Raw genomic sequence first — 24503 nt, 5'->3', positions numbered from 1 at the left:
GGTGGTGTCGCGGGGCAAAAAAGGGCGCGACAGTGTCGCGCCCTGGCCTTTCTCACAAGGACCGGCCGGCGTGCGGGTCGGGCAGTACCGACCCGCCGCGCCTGTAAGGTCTAGAACGTGAGCCCGGTTTCGATCATGCCGCGCACCTGGTTGGGGGCGGTGCCGGCCGCACCGAAGGCTGCCGTGCTGTGCGTGACGCGCACATAAGACAGCTCGACACGGGTGAAGAAGCCCTTGTCCTGGAAGGTCGGGGTGACCGTGAACGACCAGGCCTTGGCGCCGGGGCCGTAGCCCAACAGGTTGTTGTTGGTGAAGCCGCCATTGGTGCCGGTGCCGGTGCCCGCCGGGTTGCCGGTACTGGTCTCGTACTCGGCGCGCGCGGCCGTCGACCACATGGGGGTGAAGTGGTAGTTGGCAAGCAGCGCCGCCCCGAAGGCGTGATCGGAGTGGGTGTAGCCCGGCCCGAGCTTCACCGAGCTCGGGGCGTAGATGTACTGCAGATAGGGCGACACGGTGAGCGCGCCGACCTTGGCGGTATAGAGCAGGTTGTAGATGTCGCTGTTGTCGAGGTTCTCCGGCGCGGCGTAGACGTGGTTCAGCGTCGTATCGTTGATGACAGTCGAGCCGAAGTGGTGATAGAAGAACACCGAGGCGGTGTTGTTCTTGTTCAGGGCGTAGCTAAAGAGCCCGGTCAGGACGTTATAGTGGTTGGAGTAGTAGCCGTCGTTGAACGATAGCGAGGCGCTCACCGGTCCCATCGAGTAGTTGACCTGCGCCCCGCGGCTCACCGCGTTCTCGCTGTTCCACAGCAGGCCGCGCTCGATGTTCTGGTTCATCCAACTCCAGGTGTACTCGCCGCCCATGAGGGTCGGGAGCTTGCCGACCTCCACCGAGAAGTGGCTGGTCGGGGCGAGCGTGATATAGGCCTCCGGCACCGCCCCGTAGTAGTAGTAGGGCACTGAAGGGGTGGGCAGTATCGGTTCGCCGAGGGTCGGGAAGTTGTAGGAGCCGGCCATGACGAAGAACTGCACGAGACCGGTGGTCTTCTGCAGGATCATCTCGGCGTTGGTGATATCGAGCCGCGTATGGCGATCGGTGCCGTAGGCCGCCGGGCCGGTGAGCCCCACGGGATTGCTCTGCCAGGTGCCGGCGGCGCTCAATACGCCCTCCGCCGACAGCGTCCCGAGCGGCCCGGCGGAAAAGTTGATGGCCTTGGGCGGGTTCAGGGTGGCATGGGCATGGGGGGCGGCAAGGCCAAGCCCGCACAGTGCGACCGGTACCGCCAACAGTGATTTACGCATGATGTCCTTCCTCGTTGTCGAACTCTAATTGTCAAGGCGCCCTGGATGGCGCGTGCCTCGTCCATTTACCATGGTTTCCCGAGGCGCCTGTTTATGGTGTCTCGTCCCTGGGACGGTCTCGCCGAGACGCGGACCGCTTGGAATCCTTGGGTTCCCTCCCAAAACGGTAGCGCCTCGCGGCGGAACGCGAAGGATACCGTCGGCGCCGGTTTTGGCAAGTACCAAGCACCTGAAGCATCTCTCAGCCCACCTCGGGCTTGCCCGGCGGCGCATACTGTCGCGGCAGCTCCTGCAATAATCGTTCCGGAAACACATTGCCCGGGGACGCACAAAGACTTGAGTCGCGCCGACGAGTCTGCTTTGATGGCCCCTTTCGCGTGATGACGTAAGCGCCTCCTCAATGGAGGGCGCGGTGGCCATAGAGGGTTCTTGCCGATGGGTCGGCATGGAGGCCGTGGACCTCGGGGACCGCGAGGGCGGGTCGTACGCCCCACTATGGTGCAACCATGGATTCCCTTGCCCATAAACAGCGCAGCAGACTTCAAACCGCGAGGGCCTTCATGAGCGGCGCGCGCCGTTTGGGGGCGGATAGGGCGCGGCGGTGATTTTCTTAGGGCCCGCGAGGGAATGGTTGCACGGTGCCGCCGTCGGGCATGGCGCTCCTGCGAATTTCCCGTCGACTTTATCAGGACGGGCGCGCGGTGACGCGCCGCCGCCGTCCCATGCATCGCGCGGGGGAAGGTGACATGCGAAACTCGGATGGTGGATGGGATGCATCCTTGGCCCTGCGCTTTGCCCGCCAGGGGTTGCGCACCGCGCTTGTCGCCAATCGCCACCATGGGCCCGCGCGCGTGCAGCGTCCATTTTATCCGGAAGGCCCGGAATGCGTGCATGCCTATGTCCTGCACCCACCGGGCGGTTATGTCGGGGGTGACCGCCAGATCCTCGATGTGCATTGCGAGCGTGATGCTGAAGCGTTGCTCACGACGCCCGCCGCCACGAAATTTTACAAATCGTTGGGACCATTCGTGCGCCAACGGATGCTCTTCACGCTCGAGGCGGGCGCGCGTCTCGAGTGGCTGCCGATGGAGGCGATTGTGTTTCATGAGGCGCGCGTGCAAAGCACCCTACGCATAGACCTCGGTGCGGGAGCGTCCTTCGCCGGCTGGGATATCGTGTGTCTCGGGCGTCCGGCAAGCCATGAGCCGTTCGTATCGGGGGTCTTCGATCAGCGTTTCAGTGTCTGGCGCGAGGGCCTCCCGTTGTGGGTGGAGCATGCCGTTTATGAGGGCGGCTCCGCGGTTCTCCGGCAAAAATACGGCCTTGGCGGCGCCTGCGTCTACGCGACCTTCGTTTGCACTAAAATGGGCGAATTCGATGCCGCCGCGCTGCGCGCCATGTGTCGCGACGGCCCCGAGCCCTTGTCGTTCAGTGAGAATGGCGACATACTCGTTGTCCGCTACCTTGGCGAAAGTGCGCAGCGCGCCCGCGATGCGCTGACGCGGGCGTGGCATATCGTTCGGCGCGCGCATTTCGGTGTGGGCGCCTGTGAGCCGAGGATCTGGCAAACCTAGACGGGATCGACGCGATGGATTTGCTGCCCCAGGAACGGGATAAGCTTTTGATCTTCACCGCGGCGCTGGTCGCCGAACGGCGGCGCGCGCGCGGCCTGAAGCTGAACTATCCCGAGGCCGTGGCCTTCATCAGCGCGGCGCTGCTCGAGGGCGCGCGCGACGGGCGTAGCGTGGCCGATCTCATGAGCTACGGGACCACGATACTTACCCGCGAAGACGTCATGCCGGGCGTGGCCGACATGGTGGGGGAGGTGCAGGTCGAGGCCACCTTTCCCGACGGTACCAAGCTTGTGACCGTGCACAACCCCATCTTGTGAGAGGCGCAATGACGGTAGGCGAGATCGATACCGCGGGTCATGATGTGCGCCTGAACGGCGGGCGCGTGTCGACGCGCCTTACGGTGGCCAATCGCGGCGACCGCCCGATCCAGGTCGGATCCCATTATCATTTCTACGAGACGAACGAGGCGCTGGTGTTCGACCGCGCCCTAAGCCGCGGCTGTCGTCTCAACATCCCCGCGGGGACCGCCCTGCGTTTCGAGCCGGGACAGAGCCGCGAGGTGGAGCTTATCCCCTACGAGGGTTTGCGGCGTGTGTTCGGTTTTCGGGGCCTGGTGATGGGGGAGCTCGACGCATGATCGATATCCCGCGCAAGGCCTATGCCGCGCTCTACGGACCCACGGTCGGTGACCGCGTGCAGCTCGCCGACACCGATCTGTGGATCGAGGTCGAGCATGATCATGCGATCTACGGCGAGGAGGTGAAGTTCGGCGGGGGCAAGGTGATCCGCGATGGACAAGGTCAGGGCCAGTATGACTGCGCGCATGCCATGGATACGGTGATCACCAACGCCTTGATCGTCGACCATCGCGGCATCGTCAAGGGTGATATCGGCCTGAAGGGGGGCCGGATCGCGGTCATCGGCAAGGCCGGGAATGGTGATGTGCAGCCCGGGGTCACGGTCCCGATCGGTCCGGGCACGGAGATCATCGCCGGGGAGGGGCTGATTGCGACGCCAGGGGCCATAGATGCCCATGTCCACTTCATTTGTCCCCAGCAAGTCGAGCAGGCCCTCATGTCGGGCGTCACCACCTTGATCGGTGGCGGCACCGGGCCCGCCGCCGGCACCAATGCCACGACCTGCACGCCTGGCCCCTGGCACATGGAACGGATGCTCGGCGCCATCGAGGACATGCCGGTGAATATCGGTTTCCTGGGCAAGGGCAACGCCAGTCTGCCCAAGGCCCTGGAGGAGCAGATCGAGGCCGGGGCCATCGGTCTCAAGCTGCATGAAGACTGGGGGACCACACCTTCGTCGATCGACAACTGCCTCGGTGTCGCCGAGCGTTACGATGTGCAGGTGGCCATCCATACCGACACCTTGAACGAGTCAGGATTCGTCGATGACACGATCGCGGCGTTCCGGGACCGCACCATCCACACCTACCATACCGAGGGGGCGGGTGGCGGTCACGCCCCGGACATCATCAAGGTTTGCGGGTATTCGAATGTCCTGCCCTCGTCCACGAATCCGACGCGGCCTTTCACGGTCAACACGCTCGATGAGCATCTGGACATGCTCATGGTCTGTCATCATCTGGACCCGGCGATCCCCGAGGATGTGGCCTTTGCCGAGTCGCGCATCCGCCCGGAGACCATAGCCGCCGAGGATATCCTGCAGGACCTGGGGGCGATCAGCATGATGTCATCGGACTCCCAGGCCATGGGCCGCGTGGGCGAGGTCATCATGCGTACCTGGCAGACCGCGCACAAGATGAAGGCGCAGCGCGGCGTCTTGCCGGGCGATGGGGTGCGCCACGACAACGCGCGCGTCAAACGCTACATCGCCAAATACACCATCAATCCGGCCCGGGCCCACGGCATAAGCCGCGAGGTGGGCTCGCTGGAACCCGGCAAGCTTGCCGACATCGTGCTCTGGCGCCCGGCGTTCTTCGGCGTCAAGCCCTCGCTTGTGATCAAGGGCGGCATGATCGCGGCCTCGCCGATGGGCGATGCCAACGCCTCGATCCCGACCCCGCAACCGGTCATCTATCGGCCGATGTTCGGGGCCCTGGGGCTCGCGCCGGCGGCCACCTGTCTCACCTTCGTTTCACAGGCGGCGCTCGATCGCGACATAGGTGCGCGCCTTGGCCTCAAGCGGCGGTTGGCGCCGGTGTCGGAGACCCGCGGTTTGCGCAAGGCCGACATGGCCCACAATGACTACCTGCCGCGCATCGAGGTCGATCCGCAGACCTACCAGGTCTATGCCGATGGCGTGTTGTTGTACTGCGACCCGGCGGCGGAGTTGCCGCTCGCGCAGCGTTATTTCCTGTTCTAGGCATGGAGGCCATGCGCCGGGTGATGAGCCATGCCGATGCCAACGCGCCCTGGCAGGCGGTGCTGACCCTGCCCTTCGAGCGGCGCGCGAAGAGCCGCCAGCGTGCCGTGCTCGATGACGGCGGGGAGGTGCATCTGGATCTGCCGCGCGGCCGGGCCCTGCGCGATGGCGACCGGTTGCGCGCCGAGGATGGGCTTGTGATCCTGGTGCGTGCCGCCGCGGAATGTCTCAGCCGGGCGGCGAGCGATGAGCCGCTCTCGCTGGCGCGCGCCTGCTACCATCTCGGCAACCGCCACGTCCCGGTGCAGATCGAGGTGGGGGCAGTCGCTTATCTCGCAGACCACGTGCTCGATGCCATGGTCCGACAGCTGGGGCTTTCGGTGACGGCCCGGACCGGACCGTTCGAGCCGGAGGGCGGGGCCTATGGACATCACCATCATGAATGACGCGGTAGTGCTCTGCCAGACCCTGCGCCTTGCGAGCCCGGCCTTGCCCATCGGCGCCTACAGTTATTCCCAGGGGCTCGAGACCGCGGTCGCCAAGGGCTGGGTGGTGGATGAACCCACGGCGCGCGATTGGATAGAGGGTCTCCTGCTGCTTGCCATCGCGCGCCTCGACCTGCCGCTTGTGTGCCGCCTGCGCCGCGCGCTCGAGGCCCATGATCACGCGCGGCTTTCGTTCTGGAGTCACTATTTGCGGGCGAGCCGCGAGGCCCGCGAACTCGTCGATGAAGACCGCATGCTGGGCGCGGGCCTTCTGCGGCTCTTGGGCGACGACCCGTGGGCGCGGCAGGCCAGCGCGGCCGATTGCCCGCCAAGCCTCCCTTTGGGATTCGCCGCGGCGGGCCTCGCCTGGGGTCTCTCCGAGCAGGCGGCGTTGACCGCCTATGCCTGGTCGTGGCTCGAGAATCAGGTCGCGGCGGCCCTGAAGACCGTGCCGCTTGGGCAAAGCGCTGGCCAGCGTCTCTTGAGTGCGATGCTCACACCGCTTGCGCGCGCGGTCACCTGTGCCCCGGGGATCGCCGACGATGACCTGGGCGCGCTGGCCCCGGGTTTTGCCATCGCCTGCGCCCATCACGAGACCCAATACACGCGGCTCTTCCGGTCATGAGCACGCCCCGCGATCATGGGCCCTTGCGGGTGGGTGTCGGTGGACCGGTTGGTTCCGGCAAGACCGCGCTCGTCGACGCCTTGTGCAAAGCGATGCGCGAGCGCCACGATATCGCGGTGGTCACCAATGACATCTACACGCGGGAGGACGCCGAGTTCCTGATGCGTAGCGGCGCCCTGCCCGTCGAGCGGATCGTGGGCGTCGAGACCGGGGGTTGCCCCCATACCGCGATCCGCGAGGATGCCTCCATGAACCTCGCCGCGGTCTTCGACTTAACGCGCCGTTTCCCGGCCCTTGCGATCCTGTTCATTGAAAGCGGGGGCGACAATCTGAGCGCCACCTTCAGTCCCGAGCTCTCCGACCTCACCCTCTATGTCATCGACGTCGCCGCCGGCGACAAGATCCCGCGCAAGGGCGGCCCGGGGATCACCCGCTCGGACCTGCTCGTCATCAACAAGATCGACCTGGCGCCCCACGTCGGGGCCTCTCTCGACGTCATGCGCCGCGATGCCGCGCGCATGCGCGGCGAGCGGCCCTTTGTCTTCACCAACCTAAAGACCGGGGAGGGCGTGTCCGCGGTCGTGGCCTTCATCGAAGGCGAAGGCGGCCTGCGGCCGGCGCTGCCCCGTTAAAGGGCATAAGCGCTGCGTCGCCGCCCTGAAAAGGGGCGGGAAAGACCGGGCGCGCGAGCCGCCTTTTTCCATAAAGGGCCTTCCGGCCCACGTATAATAGGGTGTTTATCGCCCACGCCGTCATGGCGGCACCGTTCTTGCTGATGGGGCTCCTCGAACAGTCAAATGGGGAGGAACCCAGTGCACATCAAGAACCACATAAAGACCGTCCGCCGCTCGCTCGTGTTGGCGATGATGGCGGGCGTGGTGCCGGCCATGGCCGCGACCCACAACGCCGCGACCGTGGACGGGATCTCGATCTCCGGTTATATCGATCCGACGTATATCTATAACCAGGATGCTCAGGTGAGCTCCTTCTTTTTCGCTGATCGCAACGCGCCATACTATTATTATCACAGCACCTTCGGGGATCTCTTTCTCAACTTCAACAAAAAATTTGGCAACGGCGGATCGATCGATATCCAGATCATGCCGACGCGCGGCTACGGCGGCAGCTTCGGAAGTCCGGCTACCACTCCCCATGCCGCCAACAGCATCATCAATGCCGCGATCCTGACCCTGCCGGTGAGCAAGACCGTCGACTTCATCGCCGGGCAGGTTCCCGCGTGGGATGGCTACGAGCTCGAGACCTCGCCGCAGATGCTCACCATCACCCACAACCTGCTCTATGATTTCAGTGAGCCGGGCTACTTCACGGGCGCGGGCGCGAGCTACACCTCGGGGATACTGACCGTCCAGACCCTGGTCGGCAATTCCTGGAACACCGCTTACACCGGCAGCGCTGCTCCCACCAAGGCCCCGACCTTCGAGTACCGCGTGTCGGCGGCGCCCACCAGCCACTTGAGTTTCGGGCTCTATGGCACCATCGGCAAGAACCCGATGCTCATCAATCCCGCGGTTGAGACCACGCGGATCTATAACGATTTCGACGGCACCTACACCCTGGGCGCCGCCACCTTCAATTGGCAGTTCGATCTCGGTCATCAGACCGCGGGGGCCGCCAATGGCGGCAACGCCATGTGGTACGGCACCTCGTTGCTCGCCAACTACCGGTTCACGCCGCTCGTGGGCGCGACATTGCGTTACGACTACCTGAACGACAAGAAGAACGGCGGCCATGTCGCTTTGGCGGACTACTACGACGGCTTCGCGCCGACCTCGGCCCTGGCACCTGGCGTCAACAACGGCCCGGTGCGCCAGGCGGTCACCGCCGATCTGCTGCTCTATCCCGTCAAGGACACGATCGTGAAGTTCGAGTACCGCTACGATCGCGCCAACGGCGCCCTGTTCCTGGATACGGCCACGGGAGGCTACAAGAAGAGCAACAACGTCCTGGCCGCGCAGATCGTGTATTCATTCTAAGAGGCAGGGGCGGGGACGCGTAAGACACGCGCCTTGTGGTGTCTTTTTTGTAACGCGCCCCCTTCAGGGCAGGCCGGCTTCTCCGCGGGCGGCTTGCCCTTTCCTTATGCGTGCCGCCCCTTATCGGCGCACGAAAGGCCCGGGTCGTCGGACGGCCAGGCTCGCGCCGTGGGCACCAAGGCATACGGGCCCGCCGCCCTGCTGGCCGTAAGCCGATTGTGTTCGGGTCACGGCGCGCCTTCCGGTGTCCGGTCACAAGCGGTCAGACCGCGGGTCGGCAAGAAGGGAGCGAGGCCATCGTGTGTGCCGAGACCGTGTTCATCCCGAGCAAAGTGACTCCCGCTGAACGGCTGGCTCAATCCCGCCAGTGGCGGGCGGGATTGAGTACCAAGTTTCATGCCCGCGACATTGATGCGCTGACGAAGCGAGGCCATCGGCGATTGTCGGGGACTCGAATGTGTTGGCGTATCTGTACTTGCCCGGCGCGTTCACGGAAGTCGCGGAAGCGCTGCTGGAGCATGATCCTGATTGGTGCCGCCTGTTCTCTGGCGCAATGGGTTTTCGGAATATCCTTGCCGGATACATGCGGCGCGAGAGACTGACTTAAAAGATGTGGCAAGAGGGCCTATTGCCCGGCGTCGCTCCCGACGGCCCGCCTGTCCGAAACCGACGGCGAACCCCGCGAGTGGTCATGTTGCCGCGCGCCGTGCCAGTTTCCCCGGTGACGGGGCGGGGCGTTGTGCATGCAAGGTCTTGAAAATCATGAAAGGGCCCGGCGATCCGCCGATCTGCTCATGGCAGCCAGTTCTCAAGGGGTAATCCTGATACCTGGGAGAACTCGCCCATATTTGCCGTAACCAGGGTCGCCTCTATCGTCAGGGCGTGCGCGGCCATGGGCATCTCATTGGATCCGATGAGCATGCCGGTGGTGGCCAGATGGTAACGAATATCCGCGTAAATCCCGTCGATCGGGGCCTGCAAGGGCAAGACTTCCATGGCGGACAGAACGGCGTCGACACGCTCGGATAGCCGAGGCGACGCCTTCTTGCGGGCGCCGAACCGGAGTTCGCAAGCCACGATGAGGGATGTACATATGGCCGGTTCGCCTAGCGACGCGATCTTTTGCGTCACCACGCCTTGCGGACGGTGTATCAATCCGGAGAGGATATTGGTATCCAAAAAGATAACGTGGCGCCACGCTCACAAGAGACTATCATCCAACGGCGGAAGGTCCGAATCGATGTCCGGAAATTCCTCCTCAAGGGTTGGGGGCGTGTTCAGCCTCGCGAGGGTTGCGAGGAGGCCCGGACGTTTCAACCATTTTGCGCGGGAATCCCCGCCATTCAGGGCGGGGAGGGATCCCACAGGGACTTCCTTCGGTCGTAGCGCCGCCGCGTAGCGGCGATGCTTCACAACTGAATAACCACCATGTATCGTTGGCGGGGAGGGATCCCACAGGGACTTCCTTCGGTCGTAGCGCCGCCGCGTAGCGGCGATGCTTCACAACTGAATAACCACCATGTATCGTTGTGAACATGGACGAAGAATTGCCAACCACACAGGCGTTGACCTGCAAACTGAAATTGCTGCTGGACAAGGAGCAGGTCGTCGCGGTCCGGCGCACGGCATTGGCGTACCGTAATGCCCTGAATCACGCATCCGCCGTGGCTTTCGCCAATGGCAAGATGTCGCAGGGCATGAAGCTGCAAACGCTGGTGTACCAGGATTTGCGGGAGCGGTACGGATTGCTCTCCCAAATGGCCTGCAATGCTCCGCGACAAGTGGCGGCGGCCTACAAGACGTTGTGGGAACGCGCCAAATCCAACGCTGCCCATAAAGCGAAGGGCTGGACCAAGCGCCGCTACAAGGGGCTGGACAAAGCGCCGAAATTCACCGCGCTGACCGTGAATCTGAACCACAAACGTGACTGGTCTCTGGGCAAAAACCAGACGGTCAGCATCAGCACTCTGAACGGCAGAATTCGGTGCCGTTACGAAGGCTGGAACCGGCATCTGGACTGGCTGGAGCACACGGCGGATCGGGGAATCACCCTGGGTGCCGCCAAGCTCTGGCAGGACCCGGTCTCCAAAGCGTGGTATCTGCTGGTTTCCGTCGACAAGGCACTGGTCGAAAAGCCGATGGACCGCATCACCACCGTCAAAGGCGTGGATCTGAACCGTCGCAACATTGCGGTGGAATCTAATACACGCGGCAAATGTCGTTTTTATCACGGCGGGCACCAGAGGCATTTGGCCGAACATGCCGCCAGTACACGGAGTGCGCTGCAAGCGAAGGGCACTCGTGGGGCCAAAGCGGTTTTGAGGAAACTGGCGCTGCGAGAAAGACGGCTGAACGCGGATACGGCGCACTGTGTGAGTAAGGCCATTGCGGAGCCACACGCGATGGTGGGTTTGGAGTGGCTGAAGGATATCCGCAATCGTACCGAGCGTCGCCGCTCGAAGAAGGCTTCGGTGAAACGGCGCAAGGCCAACCGCAAGGTCAGCAGTTGGAGTTTTGCGGATGTGCAGGCCAAAACCGCGTACAAAACCCGGCTGTCGGGTGGTGTGCCGATTTGGGTGGACGCGGATTACACCAGTCAGGGGTGCTCTATTTGCGGGCACACCGGAAAGGAGAATCGACCCAATAACGGCCTGCTGTTTGTTTGTGCTCATTGTGGTCATACACTCCATGCCGATTTAGTGGCGGCAAGAAACATCAGTATGCGAACGCTCCTCATCCGGCAAGACTGGGTGAGGACGGGGCGATTGTCAGCCGTCCCTGAAGCATCAGGCGATGAAGCCAAAGCCGCGCGTCTTTCGAGATACGCGGAGTTGCGGTGGAGTCTGGATGCAAGCTCCGTCCTCATTGTGGGCCGCATGGCCCATTAGGGCGGAGTTGTTGACTGGCTCGACGATCAAGCGGTCATCCTCGCGATACAAGAGGGCCTCGTCGGCATCGAGTTCGAACTCTCGCGGGATGCGGATGGTCTGATTCCGACCATTACGAAAAATGCGGACGTGGCGGCGTGGTCGCATAAAAAGCCTTCTTGCCAGACATGGGCCTCGGCCTATGCCGGCGCCGACATCGTGTCAATTTCGCCCGAGGACCGGCTCGATGCCCGCGGGCCTCCATGGCCCAGGCCCTGCGAATGAGTCCTGCGGTGGGGTTGTCGCCGCGCCCAAACGTCACCGACAAGGCCGCAGGCGGCCGCCGCGAATCGCGGGCGGCGGTGTGATAGGGCACCGATCCCGACCGTCGCGCTCATGAGCATTCGGCGCCACAGGGCTCGCCGATCGCCGGTGTGTATGGGTCTCGGCGACCGGGCCCGCAACCGGGTGTGGATCAAGGGCGCGCGTCAGCCCACCACGAGGCCCACGGGGTCAATGGATCTGGGGGGGTTGGCCGCCGCGCTCGGAGAAGGTGGCATAGGCGAAGTAGCCGAGGGGTATCACAAAGAGCGTGAGCACGGTCGATGCGAGCGTCCCGAAGATGAGCGAGATGGCGAGTCCCCCGAACACCGGGTCCATCACCATGATGGCGGTGCCGAGCATGATGGCAAGCGCGGTCAGCATGATGGGCCGCAGGCGCACCGTCCCGGCCTGCACCACGGCCTCGGTCAGCGCGTGTCCGGCGCGCCGGTAATCGAGGATGAAGTCGATCAAAAGCAGTGAATTGCGCACTACGATGCCGGCAAGCGCGATGACCCCGATCATGGAGGTGGCGGTGAAGTATTGACCGAGGGCGGCATGCCCCGGGAATACCCCTATGATGGTGAGCGGGATCGATCCCATGACGATGAGCGGGATCGCGAACGACCGGTAGTAGCCGACCAGTATGACGTAGATGAGCAGGATCGCCACCCCGAAGGCCGATCCCAGATCACGAAACACATTCAAGGTCAGGCGCATCTCGCCGCTCCAACGCAATCCGTAATGAAGGCTGCTCGGGTCCTTCATGAAGTCCTGGGTCAGATGCACCCCGTCCACGGTGTGGTGCTTCAGGTATTGCCACATATGCAACACCGGATACACGGGACTGCCCCTGCTCATCCCCGCGGTCACGTATTCGACGTCGCGGCCGTCCTTCTGATAGATAGGTTCGGGGGCCGGGCGCTTGATGACGTGCACGAGGGCCGATAGCGGGATCTCGCGACCCTCGGGGTTGGTCACGAACAGCTTGCCGAGGTCGTTTGGGCCCACGTGATCGGCGATCGGTACCCGAAACCGGATGGGGACGGGCTCCTTGGCGTGGGGGATGTGCGCGGTCCCGTCGCTTATGCCGGACAGGAAGCCCTTCAGGGTCTGCGCCACCTGGGCCGCGCTCACCCCGTGGAGGGCCGCCTCCCGGCGATTGACCTTGATGATGTATTGCATCGAGGGGTGAGGGACGGTGCTGTCGACCCCCGCGAGATGCGGGGTATGGGCAAAGAGACCGTAACGCAGGTCGTTGGCGATCACCTGCACTTTGTGATAGTTCGGGCCGAAGACCTCGGCCATGATCGTCGCCCGTACCGGGGGGCCGGGTGGGTGTTGCACGATCTTGATCATGGCCCCGGTGCGCGCGATCAACCGGTCGACCGCGGGCCTCAGGGAACGTACGATGGCGATCGACGATACCGGTCGTTCGCTCTTGCGCACGAGGTGTACCTGGACCTCGCCCACGGTCGGGCCCCTCTTCAGGGTCTCGCCGCGTAGAAGACCGCTGAAGTTGATGGCCCCCATGGCGCCCGCCGACAGATCATAGGTCGTGACGTAGCGGTTTGCGCGCACGATGTTTCCGAGCGCCGTGATCACGCGATTAGTGTCTTCGAGGGTGCTGCCCGCGCGCGTGCGCACCGTGATATCGAAGCTGTTGTTGTTATTGCGCGGCAGCATCTTGAAGTTCACGATCCGCAAGACCGGCATGGCCAGCGCGCCCGCGAACAGCAGGATGATGGCGAACAGGAACCCGCGCCGTAGCCACGGTCGCGACAACAAGGCGCGCATGGCGCGCGCGTAACCCCTCTGTAACAGGCCAGGCCGATCGTGCTTCGCTCCGCTACCGTGGCCCTTCAGCCACATGCGCGCCGCCCACGGCGCCACGGTGTAGGCGATGAAAAGCGAGGTGATCATGGCGATCGGCACGTTCTTGGGGATCGGCGCCATGTACGGCCCCATCATGCCGGTGACGTAGAGCATGGGCAGGAAGGCGACGATGACCGAGAGTGTCGCGAGGTTGGTCGGGCGGCCGATCTCGTTGACCGCGAGCACCGTCTCGCGCACGCGGTCGGCGCCGGCGCGCGCGTAGTGGCGGAATATGTTTTCGATGACGACGATGGAGTCATCCACGAGCAGGCCGAGCGACAGGATGAGGGCGAACAACGTGATGCGGTTGATCGTCTGACCGCCCATGTCGTCCACCGCCAGCGTCACAAACAGGATCAACGGGATCGTGACGGTGACGATCGCGGCCGCGCGCCAGCCCAGGAACACGACGAGCAGGATCACGACCGTCGCCACCGCGATGAACAGATGCTCGATGAGGGTATTGACGGCGCTATTGGCGCGCTCGCCGTCGTTACGCGTGACGTTGACGTGCACACCGTCGGGGATGACCGGGCCTTGCAGCGCGCGGAGCTTATGCAGCACGGCGTCGGCGACCGCCACGGCGTTGGTGCCGGCGCGCTTGGCGATCGCGATCGTGACCTCCGGCACCTCGATGTTGTGCGGGCGTGCGTGGGAGTAGGCCGGCCCAAAGCCGATCTCATGCACGGTCTTTATGCGCCCGGCCCCGTCGGTCACGGTCGCCACGTCGTGCAAGTAGACCGGACGGTGGTTGTAGAGGCTCACCACGACCCGGCCGACATCGCGCGCCGAGCGCAGCATGGTGCCCGCGTGGATGGTGGCGCGACGGTTGTGGTTGGTGAAGTGTCCGGACGGTATCTCCACGTTGGTCGCCTGCACCACCCTGCGGACATCATCCAGCGTCACGTCATAGTGGCGCATGAGGCGCGGGTGCAAGACCACGTTGATCTTGCGCCGCTGGCCACCGATCAGATAGGAGCGCGAAGTGCCGGGTACGCGCCGCAGGTGATGGAGGACGTTGGTCGCGATCGCCCGCAGCCGCACGCCGCTCATGGCGGCGCTCGACAGCGATATGGTCACGATCGGGACCTGGTTTACATCGAGCGGTTGGATCACGGGCTGCTCGGTCCCCGGCGGCATGCGGCTCATGTTGCTCATGATCTTGTTGTAGAGCCGCACGAGCGAAGCCACGCGGTTTTCCCCCACCTGGAATTTCACCGTGACCACGCCCATGGAGTTCAACGCGAGGCCATAGGTGTGGTGGATGCCGCGCATGCCGCGCAGTATCGCCTGCAAGGGGTCGACGACGAGATTCTTGATCTCGCGAGGGCTGGCGCCTGGCTTTGTGACGATGATGTTGGCGGCCGGTACCACGATCTGCGGATTTTCCGTTCGCGGCGTGGTGCGTAGCGCGATGAGCCCGGCCAGGATGGCTACGACCACGATCAGTATGGTGATCTTGCTATTAATGAAATAGCGCGTGAGCCGCCCGGCGATGTTGAGCGGTTCGTCCGGCTGCGGATCAACGGCTGCCATGCTGTCCTCTTGTCGTGGTGGTCGGCGGATGGATCGGGCTTCCGTCATAGACGCCGCGGAATGGAGGCAGGACCAGGGTCTCATTGCCACGAAGGCCGCTTAAGACCTGCGCCAGGCGGGCGGTAGTCGCGCCGATCTTTATCAGACGGAACCGGGCGCGTCCATGAGGACTCAAGACGAACACCCCAGGCAGGCCCCCCTGATGGATGACGGCATCCCTGGGGATCACGACATCGCCATGGGCATCGAGGTCCGCGGGCGTATGCAGGCGCAGGGTGGCGCGTGTCACCGGCGGACGCGCGGCCGGAGGCGCCGGCGGCGGCGGTTTATGCGCGCAGGCGGCGATGAGCAGCATCGCGGCCAGCGGCCAGCGCCGTGCACCTCTCATGAGGCGATCCCGAGCGATGCCAGCGTCCGGCGTGACAGGCTGCCGCATGCCGCCGCCAGCGCCGCGCGGTTCGCGGCCAGGGCATAGAGGGCCGTAAGACGCGCCTCGCGGGCCTGCACGAGACCGTGTTCGGCGTTCAGGAGGGACAGGAGGATGGTGCGCCCCTCGCCGTAGCGGACCTGGGTCACGGCCACCGCCTGCCGGGCCCGGACGACATTGGCATTCGCTATCCGATACTGGGTCATGGCGGTGCGCATGTTATCGAAGGCGCGTGCCACGTGGTTACGGATGCGCGCACGCAGCCCGGCGAGCCGGGCCTCGAGTTCGGCGACCCGTTGTTCGAGGACGTCCGCCCGGTCACGGTTGCGGTGCCCGTCGTAGAGCGATTTGCTGATCACCGCCCCGACGGTCCAGGCGTTATGACGCAGATTCGGGATCTCGCTGAACCATTGCGACTGGGCGGTGAGCCGCACCTGAAACGATGAACGATCGCGCGCCGCCTTGGCCCTGGCGCGCATGGCGGCGATCTCGGCGCGCAGGGACTTGATGTCGGGCCGGTCGGTGAGGGCCTGGCGGTAAAAGGCGGCAAGGTCGTGATGGGGCACGGGCACCACCCGCAGCGGCACGCGGGGCACGGTGATGGCAAGCCCCGCGGGCGCACCCATCGCCGTTGCCAGGTTGTCCATGGCGATGCGCACATTGCCGCGGGCCTCGGCCAGCATCCCTTCGTTGGCCCCGAGATTGACGTCCGCGCTCAAGGCATCGGAACGTACGATACGCCCGCGCGCGTAGAGGTAGCGGGCGGTGCGCGCGTGCCGTCGCGCCGCGACCACTGCCTTATGGGCAACCGCGAGGGCCTCGCGCGCCACCAGCACCCCTTCGTAGGACTGGATTACCTGGGCCATGATGGATTGACGGATGCGGCGCGCCGCGCCTTGCGCCGCTTTACGCCCGTAGCGCCCGGCCCGTAGCGCCTCATGGATCGCGCCGCCTGTGTAAAGCGGCCAGGATAGCGACAGGGTCGTGGTGCCGAGTTTTGTGATGCCGGGGTGGTTCAAGGTATTGGGCGTGAACGCCGCGGCGCTCACCTGGCGGCGCTCCAGCTCCGCCGACAAGGCCTCGAGCGGATTGTTGCTGAAAAGATAACCGTAGCTGACGCCGGCCTCGGGCAGGCCCTGATCCCGGGCGAGTCGGAGTTCGGCCTGGGCGGCTGCGCCCCGCGCCTTGGCAAGACGCGCCATGCTGTTGTGTGTCAGCGCGAAGTCGACGGCCTGGGCGAGCGTGAACGAGCGCGCGGCGGCGTGCACGGCCATAAAGAGGGCTGCCATTCCCAACGCCACCGCCAACCGCTTCATGATGTTACGGCTCCTTTACCGGACCTCGTCCCTGGCTGTATATTAGCAATCAATTAACTGCTAATGAAAGCCTTGATGCGCGCGCCGCTGATTTTTTCAGTGTAACCGATTGCGCCGGCCTTGCGCGTCGTTCCATGGCCCCTTATGCCGGGCCATCACGCCGGGTGGTGTGAGAGCGACTGGTATTTGCGTTACTCTTGCGGTGTCGGAGCGTCATGATGGCAAGGGATCGGGATGCCGGCATGGCTTCGCGGGAGTGATTGCGGATGGCTAAGCAAATCGACGTCCAGGACCTCAAGAAGGGGATGTACGTCATCGATCTCGATCGCCCCTGGACGGAGACCTCGTTTATGTTCCAGGGTTTCGAGATCCGCACCGATGCCCAGTTACGCGAGCTTCAGCGTCTCTGCCGGCATGTCTATGTCCATGACCGCGAGCCTGTGGCCGGCGGTCATGGCGAGGGCCGGCGCAAGGTCGCCCCAGGGACCGCTTCCGCCGCCGATGCCCGCCAGGCGGAGGTGTTGGCGGCATCGGCGGCGGTGCGGCGTGGCCCCTCGATTCACGGCGAGCCGATCCCCTTGAAGGTCGAGATGTCGGAGGCGCGCAGGCTCGAGGCGGACGCCCGCGAACTTGTTTATGGTATGCAAGACGATGTGCGGCTCGGCCGCAATATCGATGAGCAGCGCCTGCGGACGATCATCACCGGCATGGTCGATAGCGTCGTGCGCAACCCTGATGCCTTGATCTGGTTTACGCAACTACGAAACAAGGACGAGTACACGGCCTTGCACAGTATCCGCGTGGCCATATTGGCCCTGGCCTTCGGCCGCCATCTCGAATTGACCGTACCGGAACTCAACATCCTCGGTGTCGGCGCGCTCCTCCACGACATCGGCAAGCTCAAGGTCCCCAATGCCATCCTGAACAAGCCCGGGCGCCTGACCGATCACGAGTTTGCCATCGTCAAGGGCCACGTCCCCGAGGGGGTGAAGATTCTCGAGTCGTTGCGTCACATCCCATTGTCAGCCGTGGAGGTGGCGGGGTGTCATCACGAACGCTACCAGGGGGGTGGCTACAACCGCGGCTTGAGCGGGGATCGCATCGGCCTGTTCGGACTCATGGCGGCGATCGTCGACACCTATGATGCGATCACGAGCGATCGCGCGTATCACGCCGGCATGTCCGCCTATGAGGCCCTGGGGCGGCTTTATGCCATGCGTAATAAAGAGTATCACGGCGGGCTCGTGGATCGTTTCATCCAGTGTCTGGGGACCTACCCCGTGGGCAGCATCGTGGAATTGACCACGGGTGACGTGGGGGTGGTGATCGCCGTGAACCGCCAGCGTTATCTACGGCCGACGGTGGCCCTGGTACGGCGCGCGAATGGTGCAGCCTTTCCACCCGAGGCGGTCCTGGATCTGGCCGCCGACCGGGCGCGGACCGCGCCCGGTGTGGAGATTCGCCGCGTCCTGCCGGCCGGCGCCCATGGCATCCAACCGGCCGATTATATGCCGCGCGTCACCTGAGTCGGAAGGCGCCCGATCCTTGACTAGAACGAATGTTCGTTCTAGCCTTTTGTCATGAGTTCAAATCCATCAATGGTTTCGAGAGCCCGCAGCGATACGCGCGAACGCGTGTTGAGCGCCGGCCTGCGCCTGTTCACGAGGCACGGTTACTTCAACACCACCACCCACGACATCGCGCGCGAATCGCGTGTCAGCATTGGCGCCATTTATCACCACTTCCGCGACAAGGAGGGGATCGCCCGCGGGATCTACACCATGCTGCTGGAGCGCATGGTGGGCATTATCCAGGATATCCGCCAGCTCCATTCCTCCACCCATGATCGATGTCGCGCCCTCATGGCGGAGTTGTTCAAGCTGGCCGAGGAGGAGCCGGAGGCGATGGAGTTCATGCTATACGCCAAGCATCGGGAGTTTCTGCCCACCGAGAAGCCGATCTGTTCCTCCAGGCCTTTTGCCATGATGCGCGACCTGGTGCGAGAGGGTGCGGAGCAGGGCGAAATCCGTGCGATCGATCCGATGGTGGCATCCGTGAGCCTGTTCGGGGGTGCGATCCGCATGATCATTGCACGGCTGGATGGCGTCGTGGACCGGGCTCTACCGGACTATCTCGACGAGGTGTGGGCCTGTGGCTGGAGGGCGATCGCCCGCTGACCGCCCGAGCCCTTTTTGGGCCTGTAACTAGAACGAGTGTTCGTTCTACTTGGGGGTGATATGAAAAGCATGACTATCGTGATCCGCGACGATGCCTACGACAAAATCCTGACGCCGCTGGCCTTCGCCTATCTGGCGGCCGCGGAGGGGACGCAAGTGGATATCCTGTTTGTGAATTGGGCCGTACGCGCGCTGACCGAGGAGGGCGCGCGGGCCTTGAGGGTCGAGGGGCGGCATGCCGATCAAGACGCATGGGTCCGCGAGCGCGTCGCGGCCGCGGGCCTGCCCGACGACATCAACGCCTTGCTCAAGGCCTTGAAGGAGACCGGCAACGTCAATTTCTATGCGTGCAGCTTGGCGGCCAGCATCTTCAAGGTGGATGAGCAGAGCTTGATCCCCGAGGCCTCGGGGATCGTCGGCGCGGCCTGGTTCCTGAATGAAAAAGCGGCCAAGGCCGATCATTGCCAATATTTCTAACGGAGGAGGCCGATACCATGACTGACGCAACGATAACGAGCACGCTCGACACGACCGGCAAATGTTGTCCCATGCCCATGGTGGAGACCAACCGCGCGATGCGTGCGCTGCGCTCCGGGGAAGTCCTGGAGATCGTGGCCACGGACCCGGGAACTCGAACGGACATCCCGTCTTGGTGCGCGCGCACCGGCCATCGGCTGTTGTCGACCTCCGAAAGCGACGGGACCTTGCGATATTATGTGCAAAAGGCCTGACGGGTCTTCACAAAAAAGGGGCCATGCCTCGTCTCGGCGCCCGCGCGCACAGGGTGCCCGCGGGCGCCGTCCTGCCATCAGAAGCGGGGCTTGACCACCACGAGGATCACGATCGCGATCAGGATCAATACCGGGACCTCATTGATCACGCGGTAGAAGGCGGTGCTGCGTTTGCGTCCCGCGGCCAGTTCCCGGCATAGATGTCCCAGGTAGACGTAATAGGCGACGAGCAGCGCCACCAGCGCCACCTTGATGTCGATCCATAGGCCGCGAAAGCCAAAACCGAGCCATAACCACAGGCCGAGGCTCACCGCCAGGACCGCGCTCGGCGTCGTGAACCGGTAAAGCCTCCGTTCCATGACCACAAAGCGCGCCTGTCCGGCCTCATCGTCCGTGAGGCTGTGGTACACGAAGAGGCGCGGAAGATAGAAGAGGCCCGCGAACCAGGTGATGACGAATATGATATGGAAGGCTTTGATCCAGAGCATCACGAGGCCTCGGCCGGTATGATTTCGGTGGTGGCGAGGAATTCCGCGAGCAGCGCATCGAGAAACCGCCGGCCCAAGGGTGTGGTGTAGATCCGGTCGCCCTCGTGCTCCAAGAGGCCCCGAGCAAAGGCGGGCGCCCATAACGATTCCAGCTCCATGAAGTCATATCCCGTGCGGTCCCGGAGCATGTCTTGCGAGAATCCTTCGGTAAGGCGCAGGGCATTCAGGAGGAACTCGAAGACGAGCTCGTGGCGCGCCAGCCGGCGACGGCTGGCGATGCGACCGCGGTCCGCCATGTAAGCGGCGGGATCGGGGTTCCGTACCATGCGCGTCACCCCTTGCGCGTCGGTGAGCTTGCTGTGCGCGCCCGCCCCGAGTCCCAGATAGTCGCCAAAGCGCCAGTAATTGAGATTGTGCGCGCAGCGGTAGCCGGGGCGGGCGTAGGCCGACACCTCATAACGGTCGTATCCGGCGTCGCCGGCGGCTCGCGTCACCGCATCCTCGATGGCCATGCGCTCGTCTTCCGAAGGCAACGGAGGCGGCTCGTGGGCAAACGCGGTATGGGCCTCGATCGTGAGCTCGTAGAGCGACAGGTGAGGGGGGGCCACCGCAAGTACCGCGCGAACGTCGGCCAGGGCCTGGGCCGCGGTTTGATCCGGCAGGCCGTACATGAGATCGATGTTGAAGGACCGGAAGCCCGCGCCCGCGGCGGCCTCCATGGCATCATGGGCCTCGCGCGCGTCATGGATGCGCCCGAGACGGCGCAAGGAGGGGTCGTGGAGGCTTTGGACGCCGAGCGACAGGCGTGTCACCCCGGCCTCGCGAAAGGCCCGAAAACGGCGGCTGTCGATGGTGCCCGGGTTGGCCTCGAGCGTGATCTCGCAGTCGGCGGCGAGCGCCGCGCGCCCGCTTACTCCCTCCAGGATCTCGGCGATGGCCGACCCCGAGAACAGGCTGGGCGTCCCCCCGCCGAAGAATATCGTACTGATCTCGCGCCCCAGCAAGCCCTCCCGGCTGTGTTCGAGATCGTCGAGCAGGGCGCGTACATAGGGCCCCTCGGGAAGCGGCCCCTGCCGCGCCAGCGAGTGGAAATCGCAATAGGGGCATTTGGCCACGCACCACGGGATATGGATGTAGAGGCCAAGCAGCGGTGGGGACCCGGGGGTCATGCGCGGGCGCCAAGGAGCCGTGACATCGCCCGCAAGGCCTGCCCGCGATGACTCAACGCCCGCTTTTGATCCGCATCGAGCTCGGCGGCAGCGCAATCGTGGGTGGGCACGTAGAACAGGGGATCGTAGCCAAAGCCGCCGGTGCCGCGCTCGGCGGTCAGGATGCGGCCCTCCCACAGGCCGTCGGCGATGAGCGGGCGCGGGTCGTGGGCGTGGCGCATGTAGACCAGCACGCAATAAAAGCGCGCGCCGCGTTCGGACTCCGGTACGCCCGCGAGCGCGGCCAGCAGCGCCGCGCGGTTTTGCCGATCGTCGGCGTCGGCATGAGCGAACCGGGCCGAATGCAGGCCCGGACGTCCACCGAGGGCGTCCACCTCCAACCCGGAATCATCGGCGAGCGCCGCAAGCCCGCTCGCGGCCGCGGCATGGCGGGCCTTGATGAGGGCGTTTTCCACGAAGGTGAGGCCATCCTCGACGGGCGGCGCCACGCCGAAGGCGTCCTGCGCGATCAGGGTGACGCCGTGCTCCGCCAAGGCCCCCGAGAGCTCGCGAATCTTGCCGGCATTGTGGGTGGCGCAGCAGATCTTCACGGCTCGCCGGCCAATGCCTGGCGCTGGGCCTCGAGCAACTCCTTGATGCCGTTTCGGGCAAGCTCGGTCATGGCCAGCATCTCCTCGAAACGGAAGCTGCCGCGCTCGGCGGTCCCCTGGAGCTCGATGAAGCCGCCGGCGTCGTCCATGACCACGTTCATGTCGGTGGCAGCGTTCGAATCCTCGGCGTAATCGAGGTCGACGACCGGTGTACCGTTGTGCACCCCGACCGATACCGAGGCCACCTGGCGGCGCAGCGGGTCTTCTTTCAGGAGCTTATGGGATTTCAGGAAGCGGATGGCGTCGGCGAGCGCGACGTAACCACCGGTGATCGAGGCCGTGCGCGTGCCCCCATCGGCCTGCAAGACGTCACAGTCGATCATGATCGTGCGTTCGCCCAGGGCCTTCAGGTCGAGCGCGGCGCGTAGCGAGCGCCCGATGAGGCGCTGGATCTCCACGGTGCGTCCGTCCTGCTTGCCGCGCGCCGCTTCGCGCTGGGTGCGCTGGCCGGTGGCGCGCGGAAGCATGCCGTATTCGGCCGTGAGCCAGCCCTGCCCGCGGCCCTTTAGAAACGGCGGCACCTTCTCGTCTATGCTCGCTGTGCACAAAACGCGCGTGTTACCGAACTCGATGAGCACCGATCCTTCCGCGTAGCGCGTGAATTGACGGGTGATTTTGATGGGGCGTAGCGCATCGGCGGCGCGTCCGCTTGGTCTCATGAGGATGTCCTTAACGTGGGGGTGTCGGCCGCCAGTTTAACAAAAAGGACGCCTCGACATCAGCGGGCCGCCGCCGTTTGATGTGGCCGGCGCTATTCCTTCGGGGATGCCTTCTTGGCCGCGTCCCTCATTTCCTCCAGTTTGCGACCGACGATGAGACGGCGTCCCTGTTCCCAGAAGGCGCGCGCCGTGAGCTGCCGTGCCTGGGGGCTAAGCCCCGTGAGGCGTCCCGCCCGGTCCTGCCAGCGCAGCGCCGCGGCGCTGATGTTATCGGCGGCCTTCTGGCGACGGTTCTCGGCGGCCAGCAGGAGGTCGGCGAGGCCGCTTTCGAGGACTGGGTGGTCAAGCGCGCGGGCGATCTCGCGGTCCGACATCGCCTCCCACACGCCGTCGCTGCATAGCAGAAGCATGTCGCCGGGGTGGAGCGCGGTCTCGGCGCCCAGATGGATGGTTGGCTCGTCGCGGCCTCCCAGGCAGGCGAGCAGGCGGCTCTTCTCGGGGTGCGCGCGCGACTCTTCATCGTCGAGGATACCGCGTTCACGAAAGGTCTCGACCGTGGTGTCGTCATGGGTGCGGTTGATCGTGGCGTTGTTGTGAAAGTGGTAGAGGCGGCTGTCCCCGATGTGCGCCCAGTAGGCGCAGCCGTCCTGCACGAGGGCCAGGACTGCGGTCGTGCGCGGCTCTATGGGCGGGTCGAGGCGGCGGCCGAGCCCCTTCAAGGTCTGATGGGCCTGGAACATGACGAAGGCCAGGAAGTGGGACGGATCCTGGACGCGCGCCGATCGCACCGCGCGGAAGGCGCGCACCGCGACCTCGCACAGGGTTGCCGAGGCCAGGGCGCCGCCCTTGTGCCCCCCCAGGCCATCTCCCAGGACCATGAGTACGGCGGTGTCGCGCTCGGCGATCGCCACGCGGTCCTCGTTGTAGGCGCGGCCACCCTGTCGCGAGCCTTGCGTACAGACATATCTCATACCCGCCCTTCTCCCCATGCCCCGGGCCGGCGCGTGCCGTTACGACCGTTTCAGTCGCGGCCACGGCCACCTATCGAACCACCGGCCGATATCGCCCCTATTACCCGATTCCGGGCGGGGTGTCTCGCTCAGAAACGCCAGGAGTTGCCCGACGTTCTGGGGTCGTTGCAGCTGGTCCATCTGCATGCACCAGTCTATGGCCTCCAGGATCTGCGCCGAGTACCGGCGGCCATAGCGACCTCGTGCCCCCTTGAAGGTGTCCTTGGTGGCGCGCGCCGTGGCCGGCGGCGGCGCGCGCCCGCTCAGGCACGCCCACATCGAGGCCCCGATCGCATACAGGTCGGTCCAGGGACCGATATGCCCCTTGGTGTGCTGCTCCAGGGGTGCGAATCCGGCGGTCAGGGTGCGCAGGCCGGCGGGCCGTTCCAGGGTCCTTTGCGCGGCCCCGAAGTCCAATAGCAGCGGGTTGCCGCCCGGGCGCAGCAGGATGTTGGCGGGCTTGATGTCGAGGTGCAAAAGCCCGCGGGTATGAAGTTCGTCCAGGCCCATGAGCAGCGGCGGGAACATGGTGCGCAGGAACTTCTCGCTCAAGCCCCCCGGGTGGCGCTTGATGTACCAGCGCAGGTCCCGGCCGACTTCGTAATGCATGACCATGTAGGCGGTGTTGTGGGCGCGAAAGAAATTGGTGACCTGGACGATGTTGGGGTGGTGGAGTTTGGCGAGCGCCGCGGCCTCGTCGAAGAAGCGTTTGAGGCCCGAGGCGAAAAGCCCCGCGGTCTCCTCGGAAAGCGGCTCGACCCGGCCGTCCGGGGTCCGCCAGGCCTGGGTCACCGGAAGGAACTCCTTGATGACCACCTCGGCCCCGGACGCGAGATCGGACGCGAGATAGACCGAGCTGAAGCCTCCTCCGCCGAGGGTCTTTTCGATTCGGTAGCCCTTCAGGACATAGCCTTGGGCGAGAGGGGTCGGTTGTTTGCGCATGTACCCCCACACAATAGCC

General features: G+C 64.7%; 25 protein-coding genes. 13 read left to right on the top strand and 12 right to left on the bottom strand.

The annotated features are described in order from the left end of the window. Window positions 1–110 precede the first annotated feature (110 nt). Entirely contained in the window at window positions 111–1301 is a 1191-nt protein-coding gene (locus C4901_RS16280; protein ID WP_110138295.1) for an outer membrane beta-barrel protein, read from the bottom strand. 779 nt (window positions 1302–2080) lie between these two features. Here C4901_RS16280 and C4901_RS16275 point away from each other — a divergent pair. The 8 genes from C4901_RS16275 to C4901_RS16240 all read left to right on the top strand — a co-directional run bounded on the left by C4901_RS16275 (window position 2081) and on the right by C4901_RS16240 (window position 8316). Continuing rightward, a complete protein-coding gene (locus C4901_RS16275; protein ID WP_168185786.1) occupies window positions 2081–2875 on the top strand; it encodes an urease accessory protein UreD in 795 nt (264 codons plus the stop codon). 14 nt (window positions 2876–2889) lie between these two features. Then, window positions 2890–3192, top strand: a complete 303-nt coding sequence (locus tag C4901_RS16270) for an urease subunit gamma (protein ID WP_065971343.1) — start codon at window positions 2890–2892, stop codon at window positions 3190–3192. Between the two features lie 8 nt (window positions 3193–3200). Beyond that, window positions 3201–3512 carry an urease subunit beta gene (locus C4901_RS16265; RefSeq protein ID WP_110138292.1) on the top strand — a complete coding sequence of 104 codons (312 nt, stop codon included), beginning with the start codon at window positions 3201–3203 and terminating at the stop codon, window positions 3510–3512. Further along, window positions 3509–5212, top strand: a complete 1704-nt coding sequence (ureC, locus tag C4901_RS16260; RefSeq protein ID WP_110138290.1) for an urease subunit alpha — start codon at window positions 3509–3511, stop codon at window positions 5210–5212. Before C4901_RS16265 ends, ureC begins: the two co-directional genes overlap by 4 nt. A gap of 11 nt (window positions 5213–5223) precedes the next feature. Continuing rightward, complete coding sequence (gene ureE, locus C4901_RS16255; protein ID WP_110138694.1) at window positions 5224–5658, top strand: urease accessory protein UreE; 435 nt, start codon at window positions 5224–5226, stop codon at window positions 5656–5658. Next, on the top strand, window positions 5636–6322 hold the full coding sequence (locus tag C4901_RS16250) for an urease accessory protein UreF (RefSeq protein WP_110138288.1): 687 nt from the start codon (window positions 5636–5638) through the stop codon (window positions 6320–6322). The genes ureE and C4901_RS16250 overlap by 23 nt, the downstream gene beginning before the upstream one ends. Next, window positions 6319–6954, top strand: coding sequence for an urease accessory protein UreG (gene ureG, locus C4901_RS16245; protein ID WP_110138287.1), 636 nt, complete (start codon window positions 6319–6321; stop codon window positions 6952–6954). Before C4901_RS16250 ends, ureG begins: the two co-directional genes overlap by 4 nt. A 180-nt stretch (window positions 6955–7134) precedes the next feature. Continuing rightward, window positions 7135–8316 carry a DUF3138 family protein gene (locus C4901_RS16240; protein WP_168185785.1) on the top strand — a complete coding sequence of 394 codons (1182 nt, stop codon included), beginning with the start codon at window positions 7135–7137 and terminating at the stop codon, window positions 8314–8316. 792 nt (window positions 8317–9108) lie between these two features. On the opposite strand, the gene C4901_RS16225 is transcribed toward C4901_RS16240, so the two are convergent. Further along, window positions 9109–9495, bottom strand: coding sequence for a type II toxin-antitoxin system VapC family toxin (locus tag C4901_RS16225; RefSeq protein WP_110138283.1), 387 nt, complete (start codon window positions 9493–9495; stop codon window positions 9109–9111). 356 nt (window positions 9496–9851) lie between these two features. On the opposite strand from C4901_RS16225, the gene C4901_RS16220 reads away from it, so the two are divergent. After that, a complete protein-coding gene (locus C4901_RS16220) occupies window positions 9852–11204 on the top strand; it encodes an RNA-guided endonuclease TnpB family protein (RefSeq protein ID WP_110138281.1) in 1353 nt (450 codons plus the stop codon). Here the strand turns inward: C4901_RS16220 and C4901_RS19640 are convergent. From C4901_RS19640 to C4901_RS16200, 4 genes are all read right to left on the bottom strand, one after another. Then, window positions 11103–11351, bottom strand: coding sequence for an AbrB/MazE/SpoVT family DNA-binding domain-containing protein (locus C4901_RS19640; protein WP_110138280.1), 249 nt, complete (start codon window positions 11349–11351; stop codon window positions 11103–11105). The genes C4901_RS16220 and C4901_RS19640 overlap by 102 nt on opposite strands. Window positions 11352–11696: 345 nt before the next feature. Beyond that, a complete protein-coding gene (locus C4901_RS16210) occupies window positions 11697–14915 on the bottom strand; it encodes an efflux RND transporter permease subunit (protein WP_110138278.1) in 3219 nt (1072 codons plus the stop codon). Continuing rightward, window positions 14902–15303: a hypothetical protein gene (locus C4901_RS16205; protein ID WP_145960766.1), complete on the bottom strand. Its 402-nt coding sequence runs from the start codon at window positions 15301–15303 to the stop codon at window positions 14902–14904. The genes C4901_RS16210 and C4901_RS16205 overlap by 14 nt, the downstream gene beginning before the upstream one ends. After that, window positions 15300–16658 carry a TolC family protein gene (locus C4901_RS16200; protein ID WP_110138275.1) on the bottom strand — a complete coding sequence of 453 codons (1359 nt, stop codon included), beginning with the start codon at window positions 16656–16658 and terminating at the stop codon, window positions 15300–15302. The genes C4901_RS16205 and C4901_RS16200 overlap by 4 nt, the downstream gene beginning before the upstream one ends. Window positions 16659–16924: 266 nt before the next feature. On the opposite strand from C4901_RS16200, the gene C4901_RS16195 reads away from it, so the two are divergent. The 4 genes from C4901_RS16195 (at window position 16925) to C4901_RS16180 (ending at window position 19566) form a co-directional block, all read left to right on the top strand. Continuing rightward, the gene (locus C4901_RS16195) at window positions 16925–18184 is read left to right on the top strand and encodes an HD-GYP domain-containing protein (protein WP_110138273.1); all 1260 of its coding nucleotides are present in this window, start codon (window positions 16925–16927) and stop codon (window positions 18182–18184) included. 108 nt (window positions 18185–18292) lie between these two features. After that, window positions 18293–18835, top strand: a complete 543-nt coding sequence (locus tag C4901_RS16190) for a TetR/AcrR family transcriptional regulator (RefSeq protein ID WP_370445992.1) — start codon at window positions 18293–18295, stop codon at window positions 18833–18835. A 60-nt stretch (window positions 18836–18895) separates the two neighbouring features. Beyond that, on the top strand, window positions 18896–19312 hold the full coding sequence (locus C4901_RS16185; protein ID WP_110138268.1) for a DsrE/DsrF/DrsH-like family protein: 417 nt from the start codon (window positions 18896–18898) through the stop codon (window positions 19310–19312). A gap of 17 nt (window positions 19313–19329) precedes the next feature. Next, window positions 19330–19566: a sulfurtransferase TusA family protein gene (locus C4901_RS16180; protein ID WP_110138266.1), complete on the top strand. Its 237-nt coding sequence runs from the start codon at window positions 19330–19332 to the stop codon at window positions 19564–19566. Window positions 19567–19643: 77 nt separating this feature from the next. Here the strand turns inward: C4901_RS16180 and C4901_RS16175 are convergent, their stop codons facing one another. The 6 genes from C4901_RS16175 to C4901_RS17380 all read right to left on the bottom strand — a co-directional run bounded on the left by C4901_RS16175 (window position 19644) and on the right by C4901_RS17380 (window position 24484). After that, the gene (locus C4901_RS16175) at window positions 19644–20054 is read right to left on the bottom strand and encodes a CopD family protein (protein ID WP_110138264.1); all 411 of its coding nucleotides are present in this window, start codon (window positions 20052–20054) and stop codon (window positions 19644–19646) included. After that, window positions 20054–21223, bottom strand: a complete 1170-nt coding sequence (hemW, locus tag C4901_RS16170; protein ID WP_110138262.1) for a radical SAM family heme chaperone HemW — start codon at window positions 21221–21223, stop codon at window positions 20054–20056. Before hemW ends, C4901_RS16175 begins: the two co-directional genes overlap by 1 nt. Then, complete coding sequence (gene rdgB / locus C4901_RS16165; protein WP_110138260.1) at window positions 21220–21813, bottom strand: RdgB/HAM1 family non-canonical purine NTP pyrophosphatase; 594 nt, start codon at window positions 21811–21813, stop codon at window positions 21220–21222. The genes hemW and rdgB overlap by 4 nt, the downstream gene beginning before the upstream one ends. Continuing rightward, window positions 21810–22532, bottom strand: coding sequence for a ribonuclease PH (rph, locus tag C4901_RS16160; RefSeq protein WP_110138259.1), 723 nt, complete (start codon window positions 22530–22532; stop codon window positions 21810–21812). Before rph ends, rdgB begins: the two co-directional genes overlap by 4 nt. Before the next feature lie 92 nt (window positions 22533–22624). Beyond that, a complete protein-coding gene (locus tag C4901_RS16155) occupies window positions 22625–23503 on the bottom strand; it encodes a PP2C family serine/threonine-protein phosphatase (RefSeq protein ID WP_168185784.1) in 879 nt (292 codons plus the stop codon). A 39-nt stretch (window positions 23504–23542) separates the two neighbouring features. Then, window positions 23543–24484 (bottom strand): serine/threonine-protein kinase, encoded by a 942-nt coding sequence (locus tag C4901_RS17380; protein ID WP_168185783.1) that lies wholly within the window; start codon window positions 24482–24484, stop codon window positions 23543–23545. Between the last annotated feature and the right edge of the window lie 19 nt (window positions 24485–24503).

This window comes from Acidiferrobacter sp. SPIII_3 (assembly GCF_003184265.1).
GTDB lineage: Bacteria > Pseudomonadota > Gammaproteobacteria > Acidiferrobacterales > Acidiferrobacteraceae > Acidiferrobacter.
This window is presented reverse-complemented; position numbering and strand designations above follow the sequence as displayed.

Bases quoted from the DNA above. Each gene is read 5' to 3' on its own strand.
- C4901_RS16280 (WP_110138295.1), bottom strand. From the start codon at position 1,301: ATGCGTAAATCACTGTTGGCGGTACCGGTCGCACTGTGCGGGCTTGGC.
- C4901_RS16270 (WP_065971343.1), top strand. From the start codon at position 2,890: ATGGATTTGCTGCCCCAGGAACGGGATAAGCTTTTGATCTTCACCGCG.
- C4901_RS16265 (WP_110138292.1), top strand. From the start codon at position 3,201: ATGACGGTAGGCGAGATCGATACCGCGGGTCATGATGTGCGCCTGAAC.
- ureC (WP_110138290.1), top strand. From the start codon at position 3,509: ATGATCGATATCCCGCGCAAGGCCTATGCCGCGCTCTACGGACCCACG.
- ureE (WP_110138694.1), top strand. From the start codon at position 5,224: ATGCGCCGGGTGATGAGCCATGCCGATGCCAACGCGCCCTGGCAGGCG.
- C4901_RS16250 (WP_110138288.1), top strand. From the start codon at position 5,636: ATGGACATCACCATCATGAATGACGCGGTAGTGCTCTGCCAGACCCTG.
- ureG (WP_110138287.1), top strand. From the start codon at position 6,319: ATGAGCACGCCCCGCGATCATGGGCCCTTGCGGGTGGGTGTCGGTGGA.
- C4901_RS16220 (WP_110138281.1), top strand. From the start codon at position 9,852: ATGGACGAAGAATTGCCAACCACACAGGCGTTGACCTGCAAACTGAAA.
- C4901_RS19640 (WP_110138280.1), bottom strand. From the start codon at position 11,351: ATGCGACCACGCCGCCACGTCCGCATTTTTCGTAATGGTCGGAATCAG.
- C4901_RS16210 (WP_110138278.1), bottom strand. From the start codon at position 14,915: ATGGCAGCCGTTGATCCGCAGCCGGACGAACCGCTCAACATCGCCGGG.
- C4901_RS16205 (WP_145960766.1), bottom strand. From the start codon at position 15,303: ATGAGAGGTGCACGGCGCTGGCCGCTGGCCGCGATGCTGCTCATCGCC.
- C4901_RS16200 (WP_110138275.1), bottom strand. From the start codon at position 16,658: ATGAAGCGGTTGGCGGTGGCGTTGGGAATGGCAGCCCTCTTTATGGCC.
- C4901_RS16195 (WP_110138273.1), top strand. From the start codon at position 16,925: ATGGCTAAGCAAATCGACGTCCAGGACCTCAAGAAGGGGATGTACGTC.
- C4901_RS16185 (WP_110138268.1), top strand. From the start codon at position 18,896: ATGAAAAGCATGACTATCGTGATCCGCGACGATGCCTACGACAAAATC.
- C4901_RS16180 (WP_110138266.1), top strand. From the start codon at position 19,330: ATGACTGACGCAACGATAACGAGCACGCTCGACACGACCGGCAAATGT.
- C4901_RS16175 (WP_110138264.1), bottom strand. From the start codon at position 20,054: ATGCTCTGGATCAAAGCCTTCCATATCATATTCGTCATCACCTGGTTC.
- hemW (WP_110138262.1), bottom strand. From the start codon at position 21,223: ATGACCCCCGGGTCCCCACCGCTGCTTGGCCTCTACATCCATATCCCG.
- rph (WP_110138259.1), bottom strand. From the start codon at position 22,532: ATGAGACCAAGCGGACGCGCCGCCGATGCGCTACGCCCCATCAAAATC.
- C4901_RS16155 (WP_168185784.1), bottom strand. From the start codon at position 23,503: ATGAGATATGTCTGTACGCAAGGCTCGCGACAGGGTGGCCGCGCCTAC.
- C4901_RS17380 (WP_168185783.1), bottom strand. From the start codon at position 24,484: ATGCGCAAACAACCGACCCCTCTCGCCCAAGGCTATGTCCTGAAGGGC.